At 43.9% G+C, this 21116-nt stretch carries 22 protein-coding genes; 14 read left to right on the top strand and 8 right to left on the bottom strand.

Features of this window, described 5'->3' with window-relative positions:
* Positions 1 to 9: 9 nt before the first annotated feature.
* Positions 10 to 480: a hypothetical protein gene (locus ACH6CZ_RS08230; RefSeq protein WP_374096949.1), complete on the top strand. Its 471-nt coding sequence runs from the start codon at positions 10 to 12 to the stop codon at positions 478 to 480.
* Between the two features lie 391 nt (positions 481 to 871).
* On the opposite strand, the gene ACH6CZ_RS08225 is transcribed toward ACH6CZ_RS08230, so the two are convergent.
* The 3 genes from ACH6CZ_RS08225 to ACH6CZ_RS08215 form a co-directional block, all read right to left on the bottom strand.
* The gene (locus ACH6CZ_RS08225) at positions 872 to 2071 is read right to left on the bottom strand and encodes a YflT domain-containing protein (protein ID WP_374096948.1); all 1200 of its coding nucleotides are present in this window, start codon (positions 2069 to 2071) and stop codon (positions 872 to 874) included.
* A gap of 387 nt (positions 2072 to 2458) precedes the next feature.
* On the bottom strand, positions 2459 to 3286 hold the full coding sequence (locus ACH6CZ_RS08220; protein ID WP_374096947.1) for an aldo/keto reductase: 828 nt from the start codon (positions 3284 to 3286) through the stop codon (positions 2459 to 2461).
* 103 nt (positions 3287 to 3389) lie between these two features.
* Complete coding sequence (locus tag ACH6CZ_RS08215) at positions 3390 to 4130, bottom strand: Cof-type HAD-IIB family hydrolase (protein WP_374096946.1); 741 nt, start codon at positions 4128 to 4130, stop codon at positions 3390 to 3392.
* Positions 4131 to 4547: 417 nt separating this feature from the next.
* On the opposite strand from ACH6CZ_RS08215, the gene ACH6CZ_RS08210 reads away from it, so the two are divergent.
* From ACH6CZ_RS08210 to ACH6CZ_RS08170, 9 genes are all read left to right on the top strand, one after another.
* Positions 4548 to 5534 (top strand): LacI family DNA-binding transcriptional regulator, encoded by a 987-nt coding sequence (locus ACH6CZ_RS08210; protein WP_374096945.1) that lies wholly within the window; start codon positions 4548 to 4550, stop codon positions 5532 to 5534.
* Positions 5535 to 5555: 21 nt separating this feature from the next.
* Entirely contained in the window at positions 5556 to 6872 is a 1317-nt protein-coding gene (locus ACH6CZ_RS08205; protein WP_374096944.1) for an ABC transporter substrate-binding protein, read from the top strand.
* Positions 6873 to 7258: 386 nt separating this feature from the next.
* Positions 7259 to 8536: a carbohydrate ABC transporter permease gene (locus ACH6CZ_RS08200; RefSeq protein ID WP_374097449.1), complete on the top strand. Its 1278-nt coding sequence runs from the start codon at positions 7259 to 7261 to the stop codon at positions 8534 to 8536.
* Positions 8537 to 8548: 12 nt separating this feature from the next.
* Positions 8549 to 9370: a carbohydrate ABC transporter permease gene (locus ACH6CZ_RS08195; protein ID WP_039811943.1), complete on the top strand. Its 822-nt coding sequence runs from the start codon at positions 8549 to 8551 to the stop codon at positions 9368 to 9370.
* A gap of 177 nt (positions 9371 to 9547) precedes the next feature.
* The gene (locus ACH6CZ_RS08190) at positions 9548 to 10276 is read left to right on the top strand and encodes a ThuA domain-containing protein (protein ID WP_374096943.1); all 729 of its coding nucleotides are present in this window, start codon (positions 9548 to 9550) and stop codon (positions 10274 to 10276) included.
* Between the two features lie 3 nt (positions 10277 to 10279).
* Complete coding sequence (locus ACH6CZ_RS08185; protein ID WP_374096942.1) at positions 10280 to 11302, top strand: Gfo/Idh/MocA family protein; 1023 nt, start codon at positions 10280 to 10282, stop codon at positions 11300 to 11302.
* 9 nt (positions 11303 to 11311) lie between these two features.
* A complete protein-coding gene (locus tag ACH6CZ_RS08180; protein ID WP_374096941.1) occupies positions 11312 to 12349 on the top strand; it encodes a Gfo/Idh/MocA family protein in 1038 nt (345 codons plus the stop codon).
* A gap of 216 nt (positions 12350 to 12565) precedes the next feature.
* Positions 12566 to 13534 carry a sugar phosphate isomerase/epimerase family protein gene (locus ACH6CZ_RS08175; RefSeq protein ID WP_374096940.1) on the top strand — a complete coding sequence of 323 codons (969 nt, stop codon included), beginning with the start codon at positions 12566 to 12568 and terminating at the stop codon, positions 13532 to 13534.
* A gap of 550 nt (positions 13535 to 14084) precedes the next feature.
* Positions 14085 to 14915 carry an STAS domain-containing protein gene (locus ACH6CZ_RS08170; protein WP_374096939.1) on the top strand — a complete coding sequence of 277 codons (831 nt, stop codon included), beginning with the start codon at positions 14085 to 14087 and terminating at the stop codon, positions 14913 to 14915.
* 134 nt (positions 14916 to 15049) lie between these two features.
* Here the strand turns inward: ACH6CZ_RS08170 and ACH6CZ_RS08165 are convergent, their stop codons facing one another.
* From ACH6CZ_RS08165 to ACH6CZ_RS08150, 4 genes are all read right to left on the bottom strand, one after another.
* Positions 15050 to 16216, bottom strand: coding sequence for an alanyl-tRNA editing protein (locus tag ACH6CZ_RS08165; RefSeq protein WP_374096938.1), 1167 nt, complete (start codon positions 16214 to 16216; stop codon positions 15050 to 15052).
* Entirely contained in the window at positions 16213 to 16935 is a 723-nt protein-coding gene (locus ACH6CZ_RS08160) for a CBS domain-containing protein (protein ID WP_374096937.1), read from the bottom strand. The genes ACH6CZ_RS08165 and ACH6CZ_RS08160 overlap by 4 nt, the downstream gene beginning before the upstream one ends.
* Before the next feature lie 321 nt (positions 16936 to 17256).
* The gene (locus tag ACH6CZ_RS08155) at positions 17257 to 17463 is read right to left on the bottom strand and encodes a hypothetical protein (protein ID WP_374096936.1); all 207 of its coding nucleotides are present in this window, start codon (positions 17461 to 17463) and stop codon (positions 17257 to 17259) included.
* A 13-nt stretch (positions 17464 to 17476) separates the two neighbouring features.
* The gene (locus ACH6CZ_RS08150) at positions 17477 to 17737 is read right to left on the bottom strand and encodes a DUF4190 domain-containing protein (protein WP_374096935.1); all 261 of its coding nucleotides are present in this window, start codon (positions 17735 to 17737) and stop codon (positions 17477 to 17479) included.
* A gap of 230 nt (positions 17738 to 17967) precedes the next feature.
* On the opposite strand from ACH6CZ_RS08150, the gene ACH6CZ_RS08145 reads away from it, so the two are divergent.
* Both ACH6CZ_RS08145 and ACH6CZ_RS08140 read left to right on the top strand, forming a co-directional pair.
* Positions 17968 to 18249 carry a hypothetical protein gene (locus ACH6CZ_RS08145; RefSeq protein ID WP_374096934.1) on the top strand — a complete coding sequence of 94 codons (282 nt, stop codon included), beginning with the start codon at positions 17968 to 17970 and terminating at the stop codon, positions 18247 to 18249.
* Positions 18250 to 18262: 13 nt separating this feature from the next.
* A complete protein-coding gene (locus tag ACH6CZ_RS08140) occupies positions 18263 to 18697 on the top strand; it encodes a GNAT family N-acetyltransferase (RefSeq protein WP_374096933.1) in 435 nt (144 codons plus the stop codon).
* Positions 18698 to 18730: 33 nt separating this feature from the next.
* On the opposite strand, the gene ACH6CZ_RS08135 is transcribed toward ACH6CZ_RS08140, so the two are convergent.
* The gene (locus ACH6CZ_RS08135) at positions 18731 to 18910 is read right to left on the bottom strand and encodes a hypothetical protein (protein ID WP_374096932.1); all 180 of its coding nucleotides are present in this window, start codon (positions 18908 to 18910) and stop codon (positions 18731 to 18733) included.
* A gap of 130 nt (positions 18911 to 19040) precedes the next feature.
* Here ACH6CZ_RS08135 and ACH6CZ_RS08130 point away from each other — a divergent pair, with 130 nt between their 5' ends.
* Both ACH6CZ_RS08130 and ACH6CZ_RS08125 read left to right on the top strand, forming a co-directional pair.
* Positions 19041 to 19166 carry a 3-methyladenine DNA glycosylase gene (locus tag ACH6CZ_RS08130; RefSeq protein WP_374096931.1) on the top strand — a complete coding sequence of 42 codons (126 nt, stop codon included), beginning with the start codon at positions 19041 to 19043 and terminating at the stop codon, positions 19164 to 19166.
* Between the two features lie 142 nt (positions 19167 to 19308).
* The gene (locus ACH6CZ_RS08125; RefSeq protein ID WP_374096930.1) at positions 19309 to 21081 is read left to right on the top strand and encodes an ATP-binding protein; all 1773 of its coding nucleotides are present in this window, start codon (positions 19309 to 19311) and stop codon (positions 21079 to 21081) included.
* The last annotated feature ends 35 nt before the right edge of the window (positions 21082 to 21116 follow it).

Raw genomic sequence — 21116 nt, 5'->3', positions numbered from 1 at the left:
GCAGACGCAATGCTGACTTTTGAAGAAAAGCTCGAAATTATTGAATCCTTTAATGAACTGACACGGCACAACGTTTCGCTTGGACGGGTGAATTTTCATTTTGAAGGAAGTATCCGTGAGAAAAAAACGGTTGTCTATCACCTTCATCCAAACGGAAACGGCTTTGTCTATACAGCCCACCTGAACGACTATCCTTCCGATGCAAAAGGAATGACCAATATCAGGGACTGCAGTGAAGAAGATCTGCGCAGCATCATCGCAGCTTCTATCGATTCACTATTAACTGAAGAACTCGCAGACTTTGAACCTTTTTCAGATGAACCCTGGGTCAATACAAATGGCCAGGAACTGACTTTAACGCGTGAAGACGCTGATACGTGGAGCGTATACGCAGATGACATGCTTGACGGCATCTTCACAACGTATGAAGAAGCAGCATCTTACTTGGATCAGGAAGGTTTTTCGAAAAAAACGCGCTGATGGCGCGTTTTTTTGTTTGGGTGAAGGGTGGTTTCAGGAGATTATATGGTGTGTTCAGGAGATTAATCTTGTGATTCAGGAGATTTCATCTGCGGTCCCTGAAATAGTGTAATTTGATCTACCCGCATTTGGACTGATGCAGCATTTACCTTGCAGAATAGCATAGTCACTCCGGTGGTTCGCGGAAAAACCCTGGATGTTCGGAGAATAAGGCCGGTGGTTCAAAGCTTGTATGCTCGTCTTCAGAAAAAAACGTGTAACTTTCTGAGAAAAAACAGCCTTGTTCGTAGAATAGTGTAATTTGACCTAAACCCCACCTCTCATTTCCCAAAACCATAAAAACCCGGAAGCAAGCATCTCTGCCAGCTCCGGGTTCTCCCACTCTTCAATCTTATAAACGATCTTTATTTCTAAAATGATTTTCTTCCATCAAAAGGCGGCGCTCCTGCTCTTCTTTATCGAGTGACGGGTCGTGTGAAGGTTTTGTACGGTCGCGATCACGCAGCGTACTTTCTTCACCCGGGTGCTCCTGATGTGCATGATCATTCGGATTCTGCTCTGAAATATCTTCCTGTCCGCGAAGGCGTCCTTTGCTATCCGCCTCGGCTTTCACATGCTGATCACTGTTTGTCTGACTTCTGTCCACCCAAACTGATTCCTGACCGTCTACAACGCGGCGTTTGTTATCAGTTCCACCGTGGGCTTCAGGTGGTTCCACCTCTTCGTGACGATGCTTACCTGACGGGTCACCCTGATAGTTAGGCTGATCCGGTCTGACCTGTCCACGAGGTGTACCGGCATCTACTGCGTCCGGTGAAAATTCTTCATCTCCGTGACCTCCGCCATATTGCTGTTTATCATGCTCAGAAGGCTCAAATATTTTACCGCGGTCATCCGGTGCGCGGTATTCTTCAGGATCTTCATCATGACGATCTGCTGCGGCAGCATCTTTATGCTCAGTATGATTTGTTGTGTGTTGCTCTTTCGCACGAATTTGATCTTCCTTGCTGCTATTCACCGGTTCAGTCGGTTCCGGGTTATCAATGTTCGGGTCAACATAGCGGTCCCGGTCACCAAGTGCACTGTCGTGATCTACACCGGCTGTATGATGATTCGTTCGCTCAGCAAGCGGTCTGCCTGCACCTTCCGCAGCTGATGTATGTGTATTTGCCTGCTCATTTGTAAAATTTGTTCCGCTTACCTTGTGGTCCGAATCCGGGTCCAGACCGCCCGCTGCAGGACTAACATAATCATCATTTTCATCTGCATAAGCATTATCGGCATATAATAAAAATGCTCCGTTTCTCACTTCATCGTAATAACGTTCTGCATCTTCTTTTTCCATCCCCATCCGGTCAAATGCTTCACGGACCGAAGAGTCTCCTGCAACAAATGCCTTGAACTTGTCCCACCAGTTTCCTTCCACTGCTTCAATATCAGCATCAGTACGCCCCCGCACGAGTGATAGTTCATCTTTATCACGGGCTACGACATACATATCGTTTTCTTTATATCCCTGAAGTTTAAGGTCTTCGATTTTCTTTAAAACGTCCTGCTCAGAATGAAATGTTTCAACAAATGTTTTTGACATGGTATTTCCTCCTTAGAGTCGTTCTAATTTTTTCAACATAGTTTGGAAATACCCTGTCTGTGAATTGTTAAAACAACTAAACGTGTTTCGTAATGGTAAATACTGATATTTACCTACTAATTGTCATGATTGTTATAAACGCTCACTGCGTTTCAGGCGGATGCTTTCCGGACGGAGGTTGCAGAGCGGTTGCGGGGTCTCAGCTTCCCTCTTATCGTCCCGGAGTCACCGCCTTCCACTCCGTTCACTTCAGATGGAAAACGAATATTACATTTTTCTTCAAATTTGAAAACTATACTTACTGTAAGTCTACATAATTACTTTCCTAGAAAACTTTTATCCATTTAAAAACCCGGAAGCACTCAAGCTCCCGGGTCTGTCTATCAATTACTCTTTATTCATTTCATTTGGGTGAGGACCTTTACGCGCGCCGCGATCCAGGTCGTTGATGCTTTTCAGTTCATCCGCAGTCAGTGCGAAGTCAAATACATCAAAGTTTGATTCGATGCGTGATGGTGTCACTGATTTTGGAATAACAATGCTGCCAGACTGCAGGTGCCAGCGGATGACAACCTGTGCGGGCTCTTTGCCGTATTTTTCTGCAATATTGCGGATGATTTCATCTTCAAGCACTTCTCCACCCTGCATCAACGGGCTCCATGCTTCAAGGAAAATATCATGCTTCGCACAGAATTCCTTCAGTTCAAGCTGTGCAAAGTATGGGTGGCACTCCACCTGATTTAATACAGGTTTTACTGTGCACTCATCCATCAGGCGCTGAAGATGTTCAATTTCAAAGTTACATACGCCGATTGCTTTAACTTTGCCGTCTTCATAAAGCTTTTCAAGTGCTTTATATGTTTCAATGTATTTATCTTTTTCAGGCATTGGCCAGTGGATCAGGTAGAGGTCCACGTAATCGAGTCCAAGTTTTTCAAGGCTTGTTTCAAGCGCCTGAAGTGTGCTGTCATAGCCCTGGTCTGAATTCCATACTTTTGTTGTGATGAACAGCTCTTCACGCGGTACACCTGACTCACGGATTCCCTGTCCGACTGCCTCTTCGTTTTTATAAATCATTGCTGTGTCAATTGAACGGTATCCTGTTTCAATTGCTTTTTTTACTGAATCCACACCTGTCTGATGGTCTTCTACCTGCCATACGCCAAGTCCGATTTGAGGCATTTTCAGCCCGTTGTTTAATGTAACAATATTCATGCTTAAAACTCCTCTCGAAATTGAAAATTCAGATTAAGTATATACATGTACTTCCGTAATGTCACATTCTTTGTTATTTCCGATTCCGAAAGAAGTAAACATTTTAGAGCACAAAGCGTCTGATTGCTTCTGCTACTCCGTGATCTTCGTTGGAGTGTGTCACCCAGTCCGCTGACTGCTTTACTTTATCCTGGGCATTGCCCATTGCAACTCCGATTCCGGATTCCCGGATCATGGCGAGGTCATTTAGACTGTCGCCGACTGCCATCACCTGATCCATTTGAATGTCCAGGCGCTCGCAGACTTTCCGGATCGCTGCTGCTTTATTGATCCCTGCAGCGTTGACTTCTATATTGGTCAGGCTTGAATTCGTTACTTCAAGCTCACCGCGTTTTGACAGCTCGTTCCAAATCATTTTTCTCACTTTATCATCTTTTATATCAAAGCCGAATTTCAGCCACTGATAGTCGTGGATGTTTTTTGGAAAAGTTGTGTTTTTATTAAATACACCTTCTACTGTTGAGGACCAGTAGTGCGTGTCATACTTCAATGCCATTTCAAGCATAAATTCAACTTGGGATGAGTCCATAATGGTCCGTTCAATTAACGTACGATCCGGATGCCAGATCTCACCGCCATTTACTGTAATGAGATAGGTCGAGAGCTTTAGGGAGTCAACAATTTCCTCTGCATATAAAAGCGGTCGGCCTGTACTGACCATCACCGCCTTCCCCTGGTCCTGAGCTGTTTTAATGGCCAGCCTGTTTTCTTCAGAAACGCTGTGATCATTCCTGAGAAGTGTTCCGTCCATATCTAAAGCGATCAGCTGTATATCTTTTTTCATGTTATTCTCCTTCCAGATCTGCTGTTTATAAGTATAGCCTCTTCACCCATCAAAATCGACCAAAATCCTTTGTGAATCAAGGGTTAGGAAAAATGTTTTGCTCTCCAAAATATTATTTTCTAAATCATATTTTAAAAGATGTATAGACAAGAATACGCTTTCATGTTTTCATAGGGTAAGCCCTTCACTCCCCTATCATTTTGAGAAGGAATACATATGAAATCTTCTTTTACAGGCATTAACACCTATTCAATCCAATGAAAAATATTTCAATTGTCACTATTTTTCAAAATAAAAAGAATATTAAGAATTTTTTGTTTGGTATTGAAATCGATTTCATAATGTTATATGATTTAATCGTGAAAACGATTTCATATGACTTCACAATTGGGGGTGTTCCTATAGGAGGGTCAGCGCGTGTACACCATTAAAGATGTGGCGCAAAAAGCTGGGTTGTCACAGGCGACCGTATCAAGGGTAATCAACAATCATCCGTACGTCAGTGAGGAGAAAAAGCAGGCTGTTCAAAAAGCCATGGAGGAACTAGGCTATGTGCCAAATTCCTCAGCTCAGAGATTACGCAATATAAAAACAAAAAAAATTGCGGTACTGATTTCAAGAATCGTGAATCCTTTTTTCAGCCAGCTGGTCGATGCGATGGAACAGAAAGCAGCCAGACATGGTTATCAGCTGATTTTATGTAATACGAGAATCAGTCCTGATAAAGAATTGGAATATTTTCAGCTGCTACAATCCAAACAGGTCGACGGCATTATTCTGGCAGCCGCCGAAAATAAGTGGGAAGCAATTGCGCCCTACACAAAGTACGGCACTGTCATTTACTGTAATGAATATGATCCCGATGCAACAGTCACGAGAGTCCGTCTAGACCAAATAGAAGGCGGATATATTGGTACAAAGCACTTACTCGACAAGGGACACTGGAAAATCGGTTACTGCCAGGGGAACGACAGCAGCGTTTCTGTCAATCGACGCAAAGGATATTTGAAAGCGATTACAGAAGCCGGGATAGAACCAAATCCGGCCTGGATGTTCAAAGACGTTTTTACTGTTGAGAATGGAAGAGAGATTTTCAGACACATTGTCACAATGGATGATCCGCCCACTGCATTCTTCACAGGAAGTGATGAAGTAGCGGCCGGAATGATTAAGGAAGCACAGCTGAATGGCTGGTGCGTCCCTGATGATCTTGCAGTTGTAGGATTTGATAATCAGCCCATTGCAACGCTGATGGATCCGCAATTCACAACGATTAACCAGTTCACTTCTGATATTGGCGAAAAAGCAATGGAAGTCATGCTTGAAATTATCGAAGGAAAACGTGAAAACAAGGCAGAAGACGTTCTTCTACCTTTGGAATTAATTGAAAGACAATCTACTTAAAAACTAAGGGGGCATTACTTTATGAAACTTTGGAACAAGAAAGTTGCTGGTATGACTGTATTAACAATGAGCTTGCTGCTTGCTGCATGTAGCGGAGACGATGAAGCGACAGATAGTGGTACAGACTCAGGAGGCGATACAGGTGGCGATGAGGGTACTGAAGAACAGGTAACAATCACTTATGCTGCAGGGGTCGACGTAACAGGTGCAACAGATGTACTGATCGAAGAGTTCGAAGCACAAAACCCGAATATTAAGGTTGAATACCGTGAAATGCCTGCAGATACTGGCGCTTCACATGACCAGTACGTAACAATGTTCAGTTCGCAGGATGCTTCAATTGACGTATTTGACGCAGACGTAATCTGGCCTGCTGAATTCGCCCAGGGTCAATACGCACTTGAGCTTGACCGCTTCATTGATGCTGATGGGATTGACATGGAACAGTACTTCCCGGGAACAGTTGCATCAGGTCAGTTTAACGGCCGCCAATATGCGATGCCTAAGTTTACAGATGCCGGACTGCTTTACTACCGCACAGATATCGTGGAAGAGCCGCCTACAACATGGGATGAGCTAATCACTATGGCTGGTGAGCTTCAAGGTGAAGCAGGAACTGAATTCGGATACCTAATGCAGGCGAATCAGTATGAAGGAATGGTAACAAACGCAATTGAATTCATCGCTTCTCACGGTGGACAGGTTGTAGACGAAAACAACGAAGTCGTTGTTAATAGCCCTGAAACAATTGCCGGAATCCAGACAATGATCGATATTGTAAACTCTGATTTCGTACCAAGCAACATCTTAAGCTTCCAGGAGACCGAAACAAACAATGCATGGGTTGGCGGACAAGCAGTATTCGCCCGTAACTGGCCTTATATGCAGTCAACTTCAGCTGACGAAGAAGCATCTGAAGTTGCTGGTAATGTAGGATTCGCTACACTTCCTGAAGGGGATGCAGGAAGCGCAGCAACACTGGGCGGATGGATGACAATGATCAACCGTTACTCTGAAAACCAGGAAGCTGCTTGGGAATTCGTTAAATTCATGACTGGTGCTGAAGGTCAGACAATCAGTGCAGTTGAAGGTGGACGCGCTCCAACAATCGAAGCACTTTATGAAGAAACAGAGGTTCAGGAAGCTGCAACACTATTTGCAAACGAGCAATTTGTTGAAACACTTCAGAATGCTGTACCAAGACCGGTAACACCGATCTATCCACGTATTTCAGATATCATGCAAGTTCAGCTTTCACAAGCACTAGCAGGAGATATCACTGCTGAAGAAGCTGCCGCAAACATGCAAGAAGAAATGGAAGCAGCAATGGCTGAATAAAAGTGGAAGCAGGCGTTCAGGTCCGACAAGCATAAGACGCAATGAGAGAAATGGGCGATCTTTCCCATTTTCTCATTGTGACTTATGACTCGAGGACCTGCCTGCTGGAGCTGGATATCAATAAAAGCGTAAGGCGCTTGATCAGCTCTGAAAGGCATAAGACGCGGAGCGAAAAAGGGCGAACTTTTCCTTTATCGCTCAGTGGCTTATGACCCGTAGAGCTAGCGCCTGGAGCTGGATATCGTAAAATCGTAAGGCGTTAGATGACAACAGGACGAAGGGGGGGTGTTTTTCACCTCCCCTTCTGTTGATTCAAAAACAATCTATGAAAAAAGTAGGTGAAACCGTTGAAGTTTCAATTAAATGAAAAGCAGCTTGGCTATGCAATGGTCGCGCCCGCTCTGATTCTTGTCATTCTTGTTACACTTTGGCCGGTTGCGCAGTCATTCTATAATAGTTTATTTGACTACCGTTTGAATGACCCTTCCAGATCAGAGCGTTTTATTAACTCAAACGTTGACCTTGAACGCTATGCAAATGATTACTTTTATCTTTCAAGAGATTTAGAGGCTTTAGAAGGTCAGGCTCCTGATTCTGATGATGCAGCTGCGGCAGCTGAAATCAGTCAGGAATTTGAAGCTTACCACACGGAACTCCTTGAAATGGATGGACTTGCTGAGCAGTATGAAGAAGTTGAGGGCATGATCGCTTCATTTACTGCAATTTCTGACCGTGACCTGAAATATGCTCAGGTAGATAATGACTGGGCAGAAGGTTTTAAAGAGTTCCTGGGTGATTCAAACCAGCAGTTAGTTGATATTTCCGCTGGTGCAGAAGACGAAGCTTTTGCCGCGACTGCAGCTAACGTAGCCGGTTCTCTACAATTAATTGATACTGCAGTCATTGAATCCAATTTCATCGGGTTCAGCAACTATGAACGTTACCTGACTGACGGTCGTATGTGGCAGTCGATGTGGAATACGCTATTATTCACGCTTACATCAGTGTTTGCGGAGCTTGTACTCGGTCTGATGATCGCATTGCTAATCAATCGCGCATTTGTTGGCCGTGGTATTGTCCGTGCATCAGTACTTATTCCATGGGCGATCCCAACAGCTGTAGCTGCAATGATGTGGGGCTTCCTTTATGACGGACAGACTGGTATCGTAGCTCACTACTTTGAACAATTCGGACTGATCGATGACGCCTCTGTCCTATTATCTACAGGTGCCGGAGGTATGTTCTCAGTTATCTTTGCCGATGTATGGAAAACGACGCCTTATATGGCACTTCTATTATTAGCGGGGCTTCAGACGATTCCAGGCTCACTCTATGAAGCAGCTGAGGTGGATGGTGCGGGTAAATGGCAGCAGTTCTGGAAAATCACACTGCCACTATTAAAATCTGCAATTCTTGTTGCATTATTATTCCGTACGCTGGATGCATTCCGTGTATTCGATCTGATCTTTGTATTAACAGGCGGTGGACCTGCAAACTCAACGGAATCAATTTCAATTTACGCTTACATTACCCTGTTCTCTCAATCTAACTTCGGGGCAGGTTCAGTATTATCAGTTATTGTATTTATTTCAGTAGCGATTATTTCGATACTGTTTATCAAATTCATCGGGTCGGATTTGTTTGCCGGCAAAACGGGTCGATAAGGAGGAATCAAGATGAACAAACAAGCAGGAATAGGCTTTTACATTTTTCTCGTCGTGTTTGTATTTTTCGTGATGTTCCCTTTCATCTGGGTTTTCCTCACGTCGATCAAACCGCCGGGTGAAATCTTCAATAACTTTAACTGGTTCACAGCAGATCCGTCTCTCGCTTCTTATGAAAATGCGGTCACGAACCGTCCGCTTTTCAGATATATGTGGAACAGTTTTGTTGTATCGACACTGACTACGCTAATTGCGATCGGCTTTGCTTCAATTGCTGCATACGCGCTGACGCGTCTGCCAATCAGATTTAAAGGCGTAATTCTCGGGATCATCCTTGCAGCATCAATGTTCCCGCAGATTGCGATCATCTCACCAATCTATAATTTTGTTACTGCTGTTGGTCTTCGTAACAGCTATATGGGTCTTGTGATTCCGTACATTACGGTCTCCCTCCCTCTTGCAATCTGGATTCTTGCAACCTTCTTCCAGAAGATTCCTTGGGAGCTTGAAGAATCAGCTAAGCTGGACGGGGCATCTCCTTTCCAGACGTTTAGAAAGATCATTTTCCCGCTTGCAGCACCGGGTGTATTCACAACAGGTATCCTGGTTTTCATCGCAGCGTGGAATGAGTATTTATTTGCATTAACAATCAATACGTCAGATGAATGGCGTACGGTTCCGGTTGGGATCTCTTTCTACCAGAGTCAGTTCACGATTCCTTGGGGAGATATTTCAGCTGCGACTGTTATTGTAACTATTCCTATTGTGATACTGGTATTGATTTTCCAAAGAAGAATTGTTGCCGGACTGACTTCAGGTTCGGTGAAAGAGTAATGAGCGCGCCGGGTCCATATGAGGTCCCCGGCCCTCTTTTTGATTCAGATTGGAGGAAGTGGTGCAAATATTTCCTTCCCAGCTGATAAATCTGTTAAAGTAGAGGAAGCGGTTGCATATACAACCTACATTATTTTAAAAACGCTTACAGTCATAATTAAAGGAGTGTTTCGAGCTATGAACGTTACAGTTTGGAATGAATTTAGACATGAAAAGAAGCATGATGCTGTAAAGGAAATCTATCCGGATGGCATTCACCGCGTGATTGCGGATGCACTTACTGAACACGGCTATGACGTGAAAACGGCTACATTGGATGAGCCTGAGCATGGTTTAACTGAAGAAGTATTAAATAACACGGACGTTCTTTTATGGTGGGGTCACCTTGCCCATGATGAGGTTGATGACGCGATTGTTGAAAAGGTACAAAAACGCGTATGGGAAGGCATGGGTCTGATCGTGCTTCACTCTGCTCACTTCTCTAAAATTTTCAAGCGTCTGATGGGAACTGGATGTGACCTGAAGTGGCGTGAAGCAAATGAGCGCGAGCGTCTGTGGGTTGTGGATCCAAGCCATCCGATTGCTGATGGCATTGGTGAGTATATTGAGCTTGATGAAGAGGAAATGTATGGTGAACACTTTGATATTCCAGCACCGGATGAGCTGATTTTCCTCAGCTGGTTCCAGGGTGGAGAAGTATTCAGAAGTGGTGCAACGTTCAAGCGTGGAAACGGAAAGATCTTCTACTTCCGCCCGGGTCATGAAACACACCCGACTTATCATAACAAACAAATTCAAAAGGTTATTGCAAACGGCGTAAAATGGGCAGCTCCAACAAAGCGTGACTACCCTGTTTACGGAAATGCGAAGCCGATCGAAAAGCTTGAAGGATATAAGGAGGACTAATCAATGGCTAAATTGAAAGTTGGTGTAGTAGGTGCCGGCAGTATTGCAAAGCACCGTCACCTTGCTGAATATGCAGCAAACGAAAATGTAGAAATCGTCGCAATTTGTGATATCAATGAAGAACGCGCAAAAGAAATGGCTAAAAAATTCGGTGCTGCGCAAACTTTTACCGATTATAAGGATCTGATCAAACAGGACCTTGATGCAGTCAGCGTCTGCACGCCAAACTATCTTCATGCACCTGTATCAATCGCTGCACTTGAAGCTGGCAAGCACGTACTATGTGAAAAGCCGATGGCAACAAGTGAGCAGGAAGCAGATGATATGATCGCAGCTGCTGATAAAGCTGGCAAACTGTTGATGATCGGTCACAACCAGCGCTTTGTCACATCACATCAAAAAGCACAGGAGTGGATTGCTTCAGGTGAACTTGGCAAAATCTACAGCTTCCGTACTGCTTTTGGACATCCTGGTCCTGAAGGCTGGAGTGCTGACGGTAAAGACAGCTGGTTCTTTAATAAGGATGAAGCATTTATCGGTGCTATGGGTGACCTTGGCGTACACAAAACAGATTTAATCCGCTACATATTAGGTGAAGAAATGACAGAAGTAGCGGCAATGGTTGAAACAAGTGCGAAAGAAAACACTGATGTGGATGACAATGCCGTACTCGTATTGAAATCAGAAAGTGGTATAATCGGCACGCTTGCTGCAAGCTGGTCTTATGTTGCAGAAGATAATGCAACGGTCATTTATGCAGAAAAAGGCGTCCTTCGTCTTGAAGATGATCCTGAATATTCAGTGGTACTGCAAAAAGCTGATGGTACGAAAGAAGAGCTTTCTCTTGGCAAGATCCAGTCAAATGATGAAGGCGGTCAGGTATCAACCGGCGTGATTGATCATTTCGTGGACTCAATCCTCTCAGGCAAACAGCCGCTGATCGACGGTGAAGAAGGTAAGCGTTCTCTGAAAGTCATTTTAGGAGCACTTGAATCTAACAAATCCAAACAGATTGTAAAACTGTAGGTGATTAATATGGATAAATTAAGAGTCGGCATTATTGGAGTCGGAGGCATCGCGGTATCGCGACACCTCCCCTCCTTTCTTGCGTTAGGAAACGATGTTGATGTTACGGCAGTCTGTGATGTAAATGCCGAACGTGCCAGAACGGTCGCAAAAGACTATCAGATTCCTTATCACACAGATGATTATCACAAGATTTTTGATAAAGTGGATGCTGTCACAATCTGTACACCGAATAAATTTCATGCAGAAATTGCAATTGCAGCTTTTGAAGCGGGGAAACACGTGTTATGTGAAAAGCCGATGGCGATGACAACTGCAGAGTGCAAAGCCATGATCGAAGCCTCTGAAAAAGCTGAAAAAGTGTTAATGATCGCTTATCATTATCGTCATACAAAAGAAGCTGTGGCTGCCAAGCGCTTTATAAATGCAGGCGAAATCGGCCGCCCTCTTGTATCACGCGCCCAGGCAATCAGACGACGTAAAGTACCAGGATGGGGCGTATTCACAAATAAAGATCTTCAGGGCGGCGGAAGCCTGATTGACTTTGGCTGTCATTTCCTTGATCTCGCTCTTCATCTGATGGATTTTCCTGAAATCGCTGAAGTATCCGGTGCAACTTATAATGAACTGAGTCGCCAGGAAGATGTTGTGAATCAGTGGGGTAAATTTGACCCAACCACATTTGAAGTCGATGATCACGCAACTGCTTATATTAAATTTAAAGATGGCGCTACGCTATTATTTGAAACGTCATGGGCAGCCAACCTTGCTGATGATCAGGAAACAGTAACCGTTTCTGGTACAAAAGGCGGGCTGGATGTATATCCGCTCAAGCTTTATCAGGCAAAATACGGCATGCTGCTTGACCAGGAACCTTACTGGATTTCAGATGATGAAAACCCTGGACTTCCGCAGGCGTATAACTTCCTCGAAAGCTGCCGCGGTAATCAGCAGCCGCTTGTGAAGCCTGAAGAAGCAATGATCGTGTCAAAGGTGATTGAAGCGATTTATGAAAGCAGTGAGACTGGGAAATCGATTAGGTTTTAGGTTCGCTCCGTAACGTAGGCTGATGATCTCAGCTCCAGGGGGACACTTTCCGCGGCCGGGCGGTGAGCCCGCAGGCTTCGCCATGCCTGGTCTCACACGTCCCTTCCTGCCGCAGGGAGTCGCCCTCTTCCGCTTCACTCATCAGCTGTGCAGGTACAGGAATCGCTTTTTATAAATCAAAACTCTGAATATATTTGTATATGGAGGTATTCTATTATGAAATTAGGCGTATTTGCAGTTTTATTTGCACAAAAGCCATTTGAAGAAATGCTTGATTACGTGAAAGAGTCCGGTCTTGATGCTGTTGAAATCGGTACGGGTGGATATCCTGGGAACGACCATTGTCCGATTGACGAACTGCTTGAAGATGAAGGCAAGCGTAAAGAGTACCTTGAAAAAGTAACATCACGCGGCCTGACAATCAGCGCATTCAGCTGTCACGGCAACCCTGTAAGCCCGGATGCAGCTTTTGCAAAAGAAAGTGACGAAGCACTTCGCAAAACGATTAAGCTCGCAAAACTGTGCGGCGTTCCTGTTGTTAATACATTCTCAGGAACACCAGGTGCTGACGCTGACGCGAAGCATCCAAACTGGCCTGTTTCACCTTGGCCAAATGAATACGGCGATATTATGAAATGGCAGTGGGAAGAAAAGCTGATTCCTTACTGGAAAGAAATCGCTGAAATTGCGAAAGAAGCTGACGTAAAAATTGGTCTTGAACTGCATGGCGGATTCTCCGTCCACACGCCTTATACAATGTTGAAATTACGCGAAGCAACGAACGAGTACATTGGTGCAAACCTTGACCCAAGTCACCTATGGTGGCAGGGTATTGACCCGGTTGGTGCGATCAAGATTCTTGGAAAAGAAAATGCGATTCATCACTTCCACGCAAAAGACACGTACATTGATCAGGACAATGTAAATATGTACGGTCTGACTGATATGCAGACATACGATAAAATTCAGACGCGTGCATGGAGCTTCCGTTCAGTTGGAATGGGACACCCTGCAGACGAATGGGGCCGCATCATCAGCGCACTGCGCACATACGGCTATGACCACGTTGTCAGCATCGAACATGAAGATCCAATCATGAGCATCGAAGAAGGCTTCCAGCGCGCAGTACAGACGCTGAAGTCAGTGAATATTAAAGAGCAGCCTGCTGATATGTGGTGGCTGTAAGAAAAGCGGAGACGAGCGGTTAGCCCCGACAAGCATAAGACGCACTGAGAGAAATGGGCGAACTTCCCCATTTTCTCAGTGTGGCTTATGACTCGAGGGGCTGCGAGTCGGAGCTGGATCACTAGAAAAGCGGAAGGCGCTCGTTCAGCTCCGACGGGCATAAGACGCGGAGCGAAAAACGGGTGACCTTTCCCGTTTATCGATGCGCGGCTTATGACCCGAGGAGCTAGCGCCTGGAGCTGGATCCAGTAAGAGAGCAAGAATCCGAAAAACCTTCCCCAGACTTCGTCTGCGGGAAGGTTTTTTTCGCTTCGCACATAGGTCAAATGACACGAAGTAGCGAACATCAGCTATTTAGTGTCGAACATAACTGATTGAGTGGCGAACAATCCGTGTTATGTCGCGAACAATGTACATTAAGCAGCGAACAACACCTGTTTTGCGTCGAACACCCCCTCCTGCACCATGACCTTCCACTCAATCTCACCTCCGCCATATAGTCAAAACAACTTCCATGCAGTAAAATAAAAGTAAAAAGGTGTGAACTACTTTGCCTCATCTCATTAAATTTGCAGAATATGTGAACAGTCATAAAACAGAGTTGGCGATAGAAATTGTGGATTCAGTCATTGATAGAGCCAGCCTGAAGATCCCGGCTGATGAGCGTGATAACGCGGTTGAGATGTATAAGGAATTCTTAACTTTTCTTGGTGACCTCGCTGAACAGCACAGATCCACTGCGCCTGAAGCTTTGATCAACTGGAGTAAGGAAAACGCAGCAATGCAGGTAGCAGCTGGCGGGAAAATTTCTGAAATCATTGTCCGCTACCAGCCTACTCGTGAAGTATTTATAGACGTTGTCAACAATATTAGTGAGCAGCTGAATCTTTGCATTAAAGAACAAGCTGAAATTATTAAAAAAGTTGACCTTCTACTCGATACAAGCCTGAATGAAACAGTGTTCGCTTATGAAGCAATGACTGAGCGGATGGAAGAGCGTTATCAAGAAGAAGCAGCTCGTCTTTCTGCACCAATCGTACCTGTAAGGGAAGGCGTCGTTGTCCTTCCGTTGATCGGTGAAATGACTGCTTATCGCGCAAAATACATTTTAGAGAATGTACTACCCGAGCTGTCAGGATCTGATGTTACATATGCGATTATCGATTTTTCAGGTATTACGCCTGTTGAGATTGAAGTAGCACAATATTTAAACCAGATGAAAGGCATGCTCCAGCTTCTAGGTGTACAAGTGCTCGCGACAGGTTTCAGACCTGACACGGTAAAATCCCTTGTAGATAGCGGACTCATTGACTTTAAAAATACGCGGGCATTTACAACTGTGAAACAGGCACTTGATAGTCTTGAAAAAGTGAATATCTAAATGAGTCAGAGCGCCGATAATTGGCGCTCTATTTTTTAGTAGTATAGGTGAACGGATGCATTGAGGTAGCTGAGGATAAAGAGTCAAACAAAAAAAGGACTGTCTGGAGAGTAAACTCACAGACAATCCTTTTTTTAATGTAATTCCTTTTCACACGCATTTAATAGTTCAGCCGCTGACATCAGCTTTTCTCCGCCACCTTGTGCAAAGTCAGGCTTGCCGCCTCCCCGTCCATTAATGAGCGGCAATACAGACTTGATCAGCTGATTCATATTCGTCTCCGCCCCGCTGCCTCTTCCGCAAATCAGCTGAAGTTTGTCATCCGTTTCATTTACAAACAGAACGATTTTGTGATCTGCTTCAGCGATGATCATTTTGGCAAGCTTCTGAAGTTCAGCAACCGGCCGGTCAGTGAATACTTCTTTTATCAGGTCTCCCTGGTACTGCTTCGCTTCAAATGTTAGCAGCTGACTTTTGAGCTCCCCTACGGTTTTTTCAAGCTGATGATTCTGCTCAAGAAGCCGTTCTGCAGCTTCTGCCAGTTTTTCCTGAGGGACACTCATTTTAGCAGTCAGCGTCTGGATCACTTCATGTTTTTCTCTAAGCTGACTGTTCACTCTCTTCCCGCAGACAAAATAAACCCGCGTCTGTCCACGCTGTTTTTCAGTATGAAGAACTTTAATCGCACCCACCTGCCCTGTAGACGTCGGATGCGTTCCGCCGCATCCGTTATAATCAGCTTCCGGGATGATAACGAGCCTGATATCGTCCGTGACAGCTACAGCTTTTCTGAGAGGATACTGCTTCAACTCATCCTGACTCACCCATTTTGTTTCAATCGGGCGGTTTTCAAGTACGAGTTCATTTGCCTGGTTTTCAGCCATTCTGAGCACTTCATCACTCAGCTTTTCAGTGTCGAGGTCAATTGAGCAGACCTCTTCTCCTAAATGAAAGCTGACTGTCTTTAGATCAAAGTTATTTTCAAAAGCAGCTGATAAAATATGCTGACCTGCATGCTGCTGCATATGATCAAAGCGGCGGTCCCAGTTTACTTCACCATGGACGGTTTCAAGTAACGGATCCGTTCCTTCTATATAATGTCTGACTGCTCCGTCCACTTCTTCCACATCATAGACATGCGCCTGATTCAGCAGGCCTGTGTCATGAGGCTGTCCCCCTCCTGTCGGATAAAAAGCAGTTTGATCGAGTACAACATAGCGACACCCCTGTTCATCTGTTCCTTCTTCGGTTTTTTTCGCCTGGAAGGTTTGTAAATTAACATCTTCATAAAATAATTTCATGGTTTACTGTTTCCCTTCTCTTTGGTTTCCATCACATCCCACGGCGTAATAATGCCGAGGATCGGTTTATTGCTGGCTCCGTTTTCAGTAATGATAAGGGTGACCAGCTTTTCTCCACGTTCAGCTGCCTGTGAAAAACGGTCCTGGGCTTCATACATGCTGGCATCTTTTCTGATAAAACGGTAGCTCTTCTTCTTTTTATCATAAGGCTGGAGGTCTTTCACCTGCACATTTTTAATCGATACATGATCCTGATCCAGATGCGCCGCCAGCCAGTTTGCGATTCCACTATCCGTGACAAGTGATGTCACCAGGTTGTGTTTATCTACGAGCGGAAATTGAGAGTAAGCTTTTTCATTCATGTTGTGGAGGACCTGTCTCAAAGACGAATCCTCATGTAATGTAACAACCTCTTTTACAAATCGCTCAACAGTCGGCGGCACCACAAGCTTGCTTCTGATCTCTTCAATCAGATTCACAATATAAGGCGTCGGTTCAGCCAGCACCTCGTTTGTATACGTATGTACAATGGCATTCCTCAGCTCGGCAATTTCCTTCAGGTCACTGATATACCGCTTTACAATCCGGTCATTCCGCTGCGCCGCTTTATCCAGCAGCGCCTGAAAGCTCATATAGTCACCTTTATTATGCTTTGTCTTCAGATAACTCTCTATCTCATTAAAATCACGCAGAAAAGCGCGGGAATTGGCAGAGTCCATGGTCGTATCCCCTTTTTGATTTATGATACAGGTTTTGGGGGTGGAGGTCACTTAATTGGGGTGGGAGTTGTGGCGGGTTCAGGAGATTACGTGGATGGTTCAGAAGATTTTTGGCTTTGTCCCTCAAATAATAAGGTGTGTTCATGAAATTTTCATTGGAGTTCAGAACAATGTTTGGGTAGTCCAGGAGATTGTGAAAATAAGCTTATGTCTCCATAGCAAAATCGCTGCCGGCTTCAGAAGTTCGACGACGTGTCTTTGAAAATAGTTTCGCACACATATAAAAAAACCGGAATACGGCTCCGGTCTCTAATATGTAACTTATGATTTTTTATTATAATCCTTACTATCCCACGCCCAATCCACAAACGAGACAATCATGATGGTCAGGAGCGTGATAAGAATATTTTCGGACCAGATGATTTCCTGGTCATTTACAAAATCAACAAAAGCCATGATTAAAAACATCACGAATCCAAAACCAGCCCAATATTTAATACTTTTTTTAGTCTGTATTGATTTTTTCACACTTCCCCTCCTATCATCCGGTCAGAAATGCTACACCAATAAAAAAGAACCAAGCAAGTACTGTAAACAGCTGAATAATCAGCCCAACAATGCTGCAGATCATACCTGAGATCGCGAGTCCTTTTCCGCCTTTTTCACTAATAGCAATCTGTTTCATTGAAATATTCGCAGTAATGATACCAGCGATCCCGAGAAAAATACCGAGAAATGGGACCAGCAATGATAATACGCCTAATGTGAGTGACACAATTGATTGAGTATTTGTTTGTTCCATCCGATCAGCTCCTTACCAATATTTACGTTTGACTTGGAAAAAAGATTCATTTCCCGGGCAATATTCGACAGCTTACAGCATTACTTGCGTTAGGCTTATGCTATGCTCATCTATATATACACTGATATCGTTTGACATTATTGAAAACGGAAGGCACCATGAATCTACGTGGAGAAAAGAATTTCCTGACGCTTTTAAATGGCTGATGACGCCGTAAAAGGAGGTTGGCAATGTCTTTTTTACGCCCTGAAGTTAAAAGCATATTATTCCTGATACTGACAGCGGCCATTACCGGTATTGTCGTTCTGATCGGACTGGCACCTGCCTCGTTTTCCACACCGCTTGCGACGGCAGCGGCTGTACTTTTCGCAGGGTCGGTTGTAATGGGAAGCATTCAACTGTTTGTGTTTCACCGGGTCAATATTTACATGATTCTCGGTCTGATCTTTTCAGTTATTAACGTTGCTTCACTCGCATCATTTGTGATGCTCCTGACTGCTGATCCAGTTTAAACGGAGGATTTTTATGAACACAACCGGAATAATAGAATGTACCACAACTGAAGAATTTGTAGCAGCTTTTCCAGTCATGAAGCAGTTGCGTACACATTTAGAAAAAGATTCTTACCTGTCTCTTGTAGAAGAGGCCCGTCAAACAGATAGTTACAGACTTTTCGCCCTTTATGAAGAAGATGACATAGTCGCCCTGGCAGGCTTTAAACCAATGATCACACTATATTACGGGAGATTTGTATGGGTATGCGACCTTGTCACAGACCAAAAGAGGCGATCGCACGGGTATGGTGAAAAACTATTGGATTTCGTGCATCAATGGGCATCTGAAAATGGCTATGAACGTGTCGCCCTGTCTTCCGGACTTCAGCGTACAGACGCCCATCGTTTTTACGAGGCAAAAATGGACTATAATAAAGTCAGCTACGTTTTCAAAAAAGAATTATAGCGCATACAAAAAGCAGGCAGCTGATGCCTGCTTTCATCTTTTCTCCAGACCATTACTTCTCATCGCAATTGTACAATCTCTACAAGAAGGTTCGTACAGCCCTTTTTCCCCGTTCTTTGCTGATGGACGGATTACTTTCAGGTGAATTTCTTCGTAAAGTACCATCCATTTATTACACTTACTGCACTTCAACCTTCTGGAAATATAACTCATCCTCTCGACTCTACAATATCAACGATTATTAACGCATATATTTATTTCCCTAAATGAAACTCTTTATAACCTGTTTTTGAATATTTTTTAGAATAAACGGAAGAATAATTGTGACAGGAGGGGAAAAGCCATGAATAAAGACACAAAAAATGATTCAGTTGAACAGCGTTTGAAAAAAGAACGCGGTCAGGATATTGAACCACAGCGGGATCCGGAAAAACAAGCTCACACAAAGACCGCAAAAAGTACTCAATAAATCCAGGGGAGCCTTTAAAAAAAAGGCTCTTTTTACTTTCTTCACAAAGATTTTATAAAAGTAAAGGGCATTCGCAGTGTGCAAACACGCGGCAATTTGCTAAAATTAAACATTAAAGATGTGGGCTTGGCGAATCTCCCGCATGTTGAATAAGCGAAAGGAAGACCCTTCCATGGCGTTCTTTTTACTAATGGCATTAGCCAGCATACCGTTATTCTTAGCGGCATCTTTACTTTTTTACTCAAGATCAGTTAATACAAAATCTTTTTCAATCTTTCTTTTCCTGATATCGCTCTGGCAGATGGGAATTGCCGTGTTATACAGCCAGGACGTCTTTACAATCACAGTGATCGACTGGTTATTCAGGTTTTTCAGATCAGGACCCATTTTTCTGATGCCGGTTATGTATATTCTTGGCGTTCTAATGGTGAAACAAAACCCTGAACTCGCAGCATTCAGGAAAATCTTCAGAATGAAATGGTTTGTCATACTAATAGCCATCAGCACCATTGTATACCTGGTTAATTTCACAGTCGCCGGTATAAACGGCTATGAATCTGTTCAGGACGGAATGTATTCACCGGAACACATGATGCCACTGTATGGAGAATTGAATATTACATTTATGATCAATACGCTGCTGGTCATTACCAATACATTTCTTTTTGCCATAGCAGCCAGCCGGATTCAAACCCGGACGCTCAAAACCTTTTACTTGCAAATTAGTATTGGTTCCATCTTTATCTTTATCAACGGGGTACTGAGCGCATTCAGTCCGCTCCCATTATATTTTTCAAGCTTTAATTCAATTATTATTGCGATCTTACTGTTTCTAAGTTACGTACGCATGCAGTCGGGCATGCTGATTCAGGCAAACGATCATCTGGCCCGCCAGCGTACACTGCTTGAAAAAATTATGGATATTAATCCGAATTACCTTGCAGTCATTGATCAGAACAATCAAATTATCCGTTTGAACGACTCGATCTGCGAACTGCTGTCAGTTTCAAAAGAACAGCTGACGCATCAGGATCTGTCAGCGCTACTTGCAATACGCGAGCTTAACCCCGAACAGGACAGAATGCTGACCCGTTCCGGAGAACTGCGTTATGTGAAGTGGAGCTTTGAAACGATTGAACTCGACGACCGTGAAGTCTACACCCTGTTTATCGGCGTGGACTATACAGAACAAAAGCAGAACGAACGGCTTCTACTTGAATCTGAAAAATCAAAAGTCGTCGGGGAACTCGCAGCAAGCATCGCCCATGAGATCCGTAACCCGCTCACAACGGTCAGAGGACTCATTCAGCTCGCAAAAGAAAAAACAGAAGATCCAAAACTCGAAAACATTATTTTAAATGAAATAGACAGGATTGTTGAAGTCTTAAAAGAACTCCTGCTTCTCGCACGTCCGGAAGCTAAAGATGAGCAGGAAGAGAACAAAGAGATCATCAATGTAGCAGAAGAACTCGAAAATATTCATTTCCTGTATCAATCGGTCGCGATCAAAGAAAACAAAGTGATCGCAATTGAAAACCTGCTTAAGTCAAATGGACTGATCAATATTCAGAAATCTCATTTCAAGCAGATCATGATTAATTTTCTGAAAAACAGCCTTGAAGCAACGGTGCCGGAAAGTAAAATCAAAATTAAAGTCGATCTCACAGGGGAAAACATCAGAATCCGGATAATCGATAATGGAAAAGGCATTGCCAAATCCCGACTTTCAAGAATTGGTGAACCATACTACACTAATAAGGAAAAAGGTACCGGTATCGGCATGGCAGTCTGCTTTAAGCTGATTAGAGACAATCACGGCGATATCAAGGTAAACAGTAAAATGAACTGGGGTACAACGATTACTGTTATGTTCCCAAAAGCGTCTCTTGGCAATCAAGTGAATCAGTCCATTTAAAAAAGTACAGGAGCTGAAAGCATGCTCCTGTACTT

Source organism: Jeotgalibacillus sp. JSM ZJ347 (assembly GCF_044383825.1).
Taxonomy (GTDB): domain Bacteria; phylum Bacillota; class Bacilli; order Bacillales; family Jeotgalibacillaceae; genus Jeotgalibacillus.
Note: the sequence above shows the minus strand (reverse complement) of the source record. Positions and strands in the feature narration are given on the sequence as shown.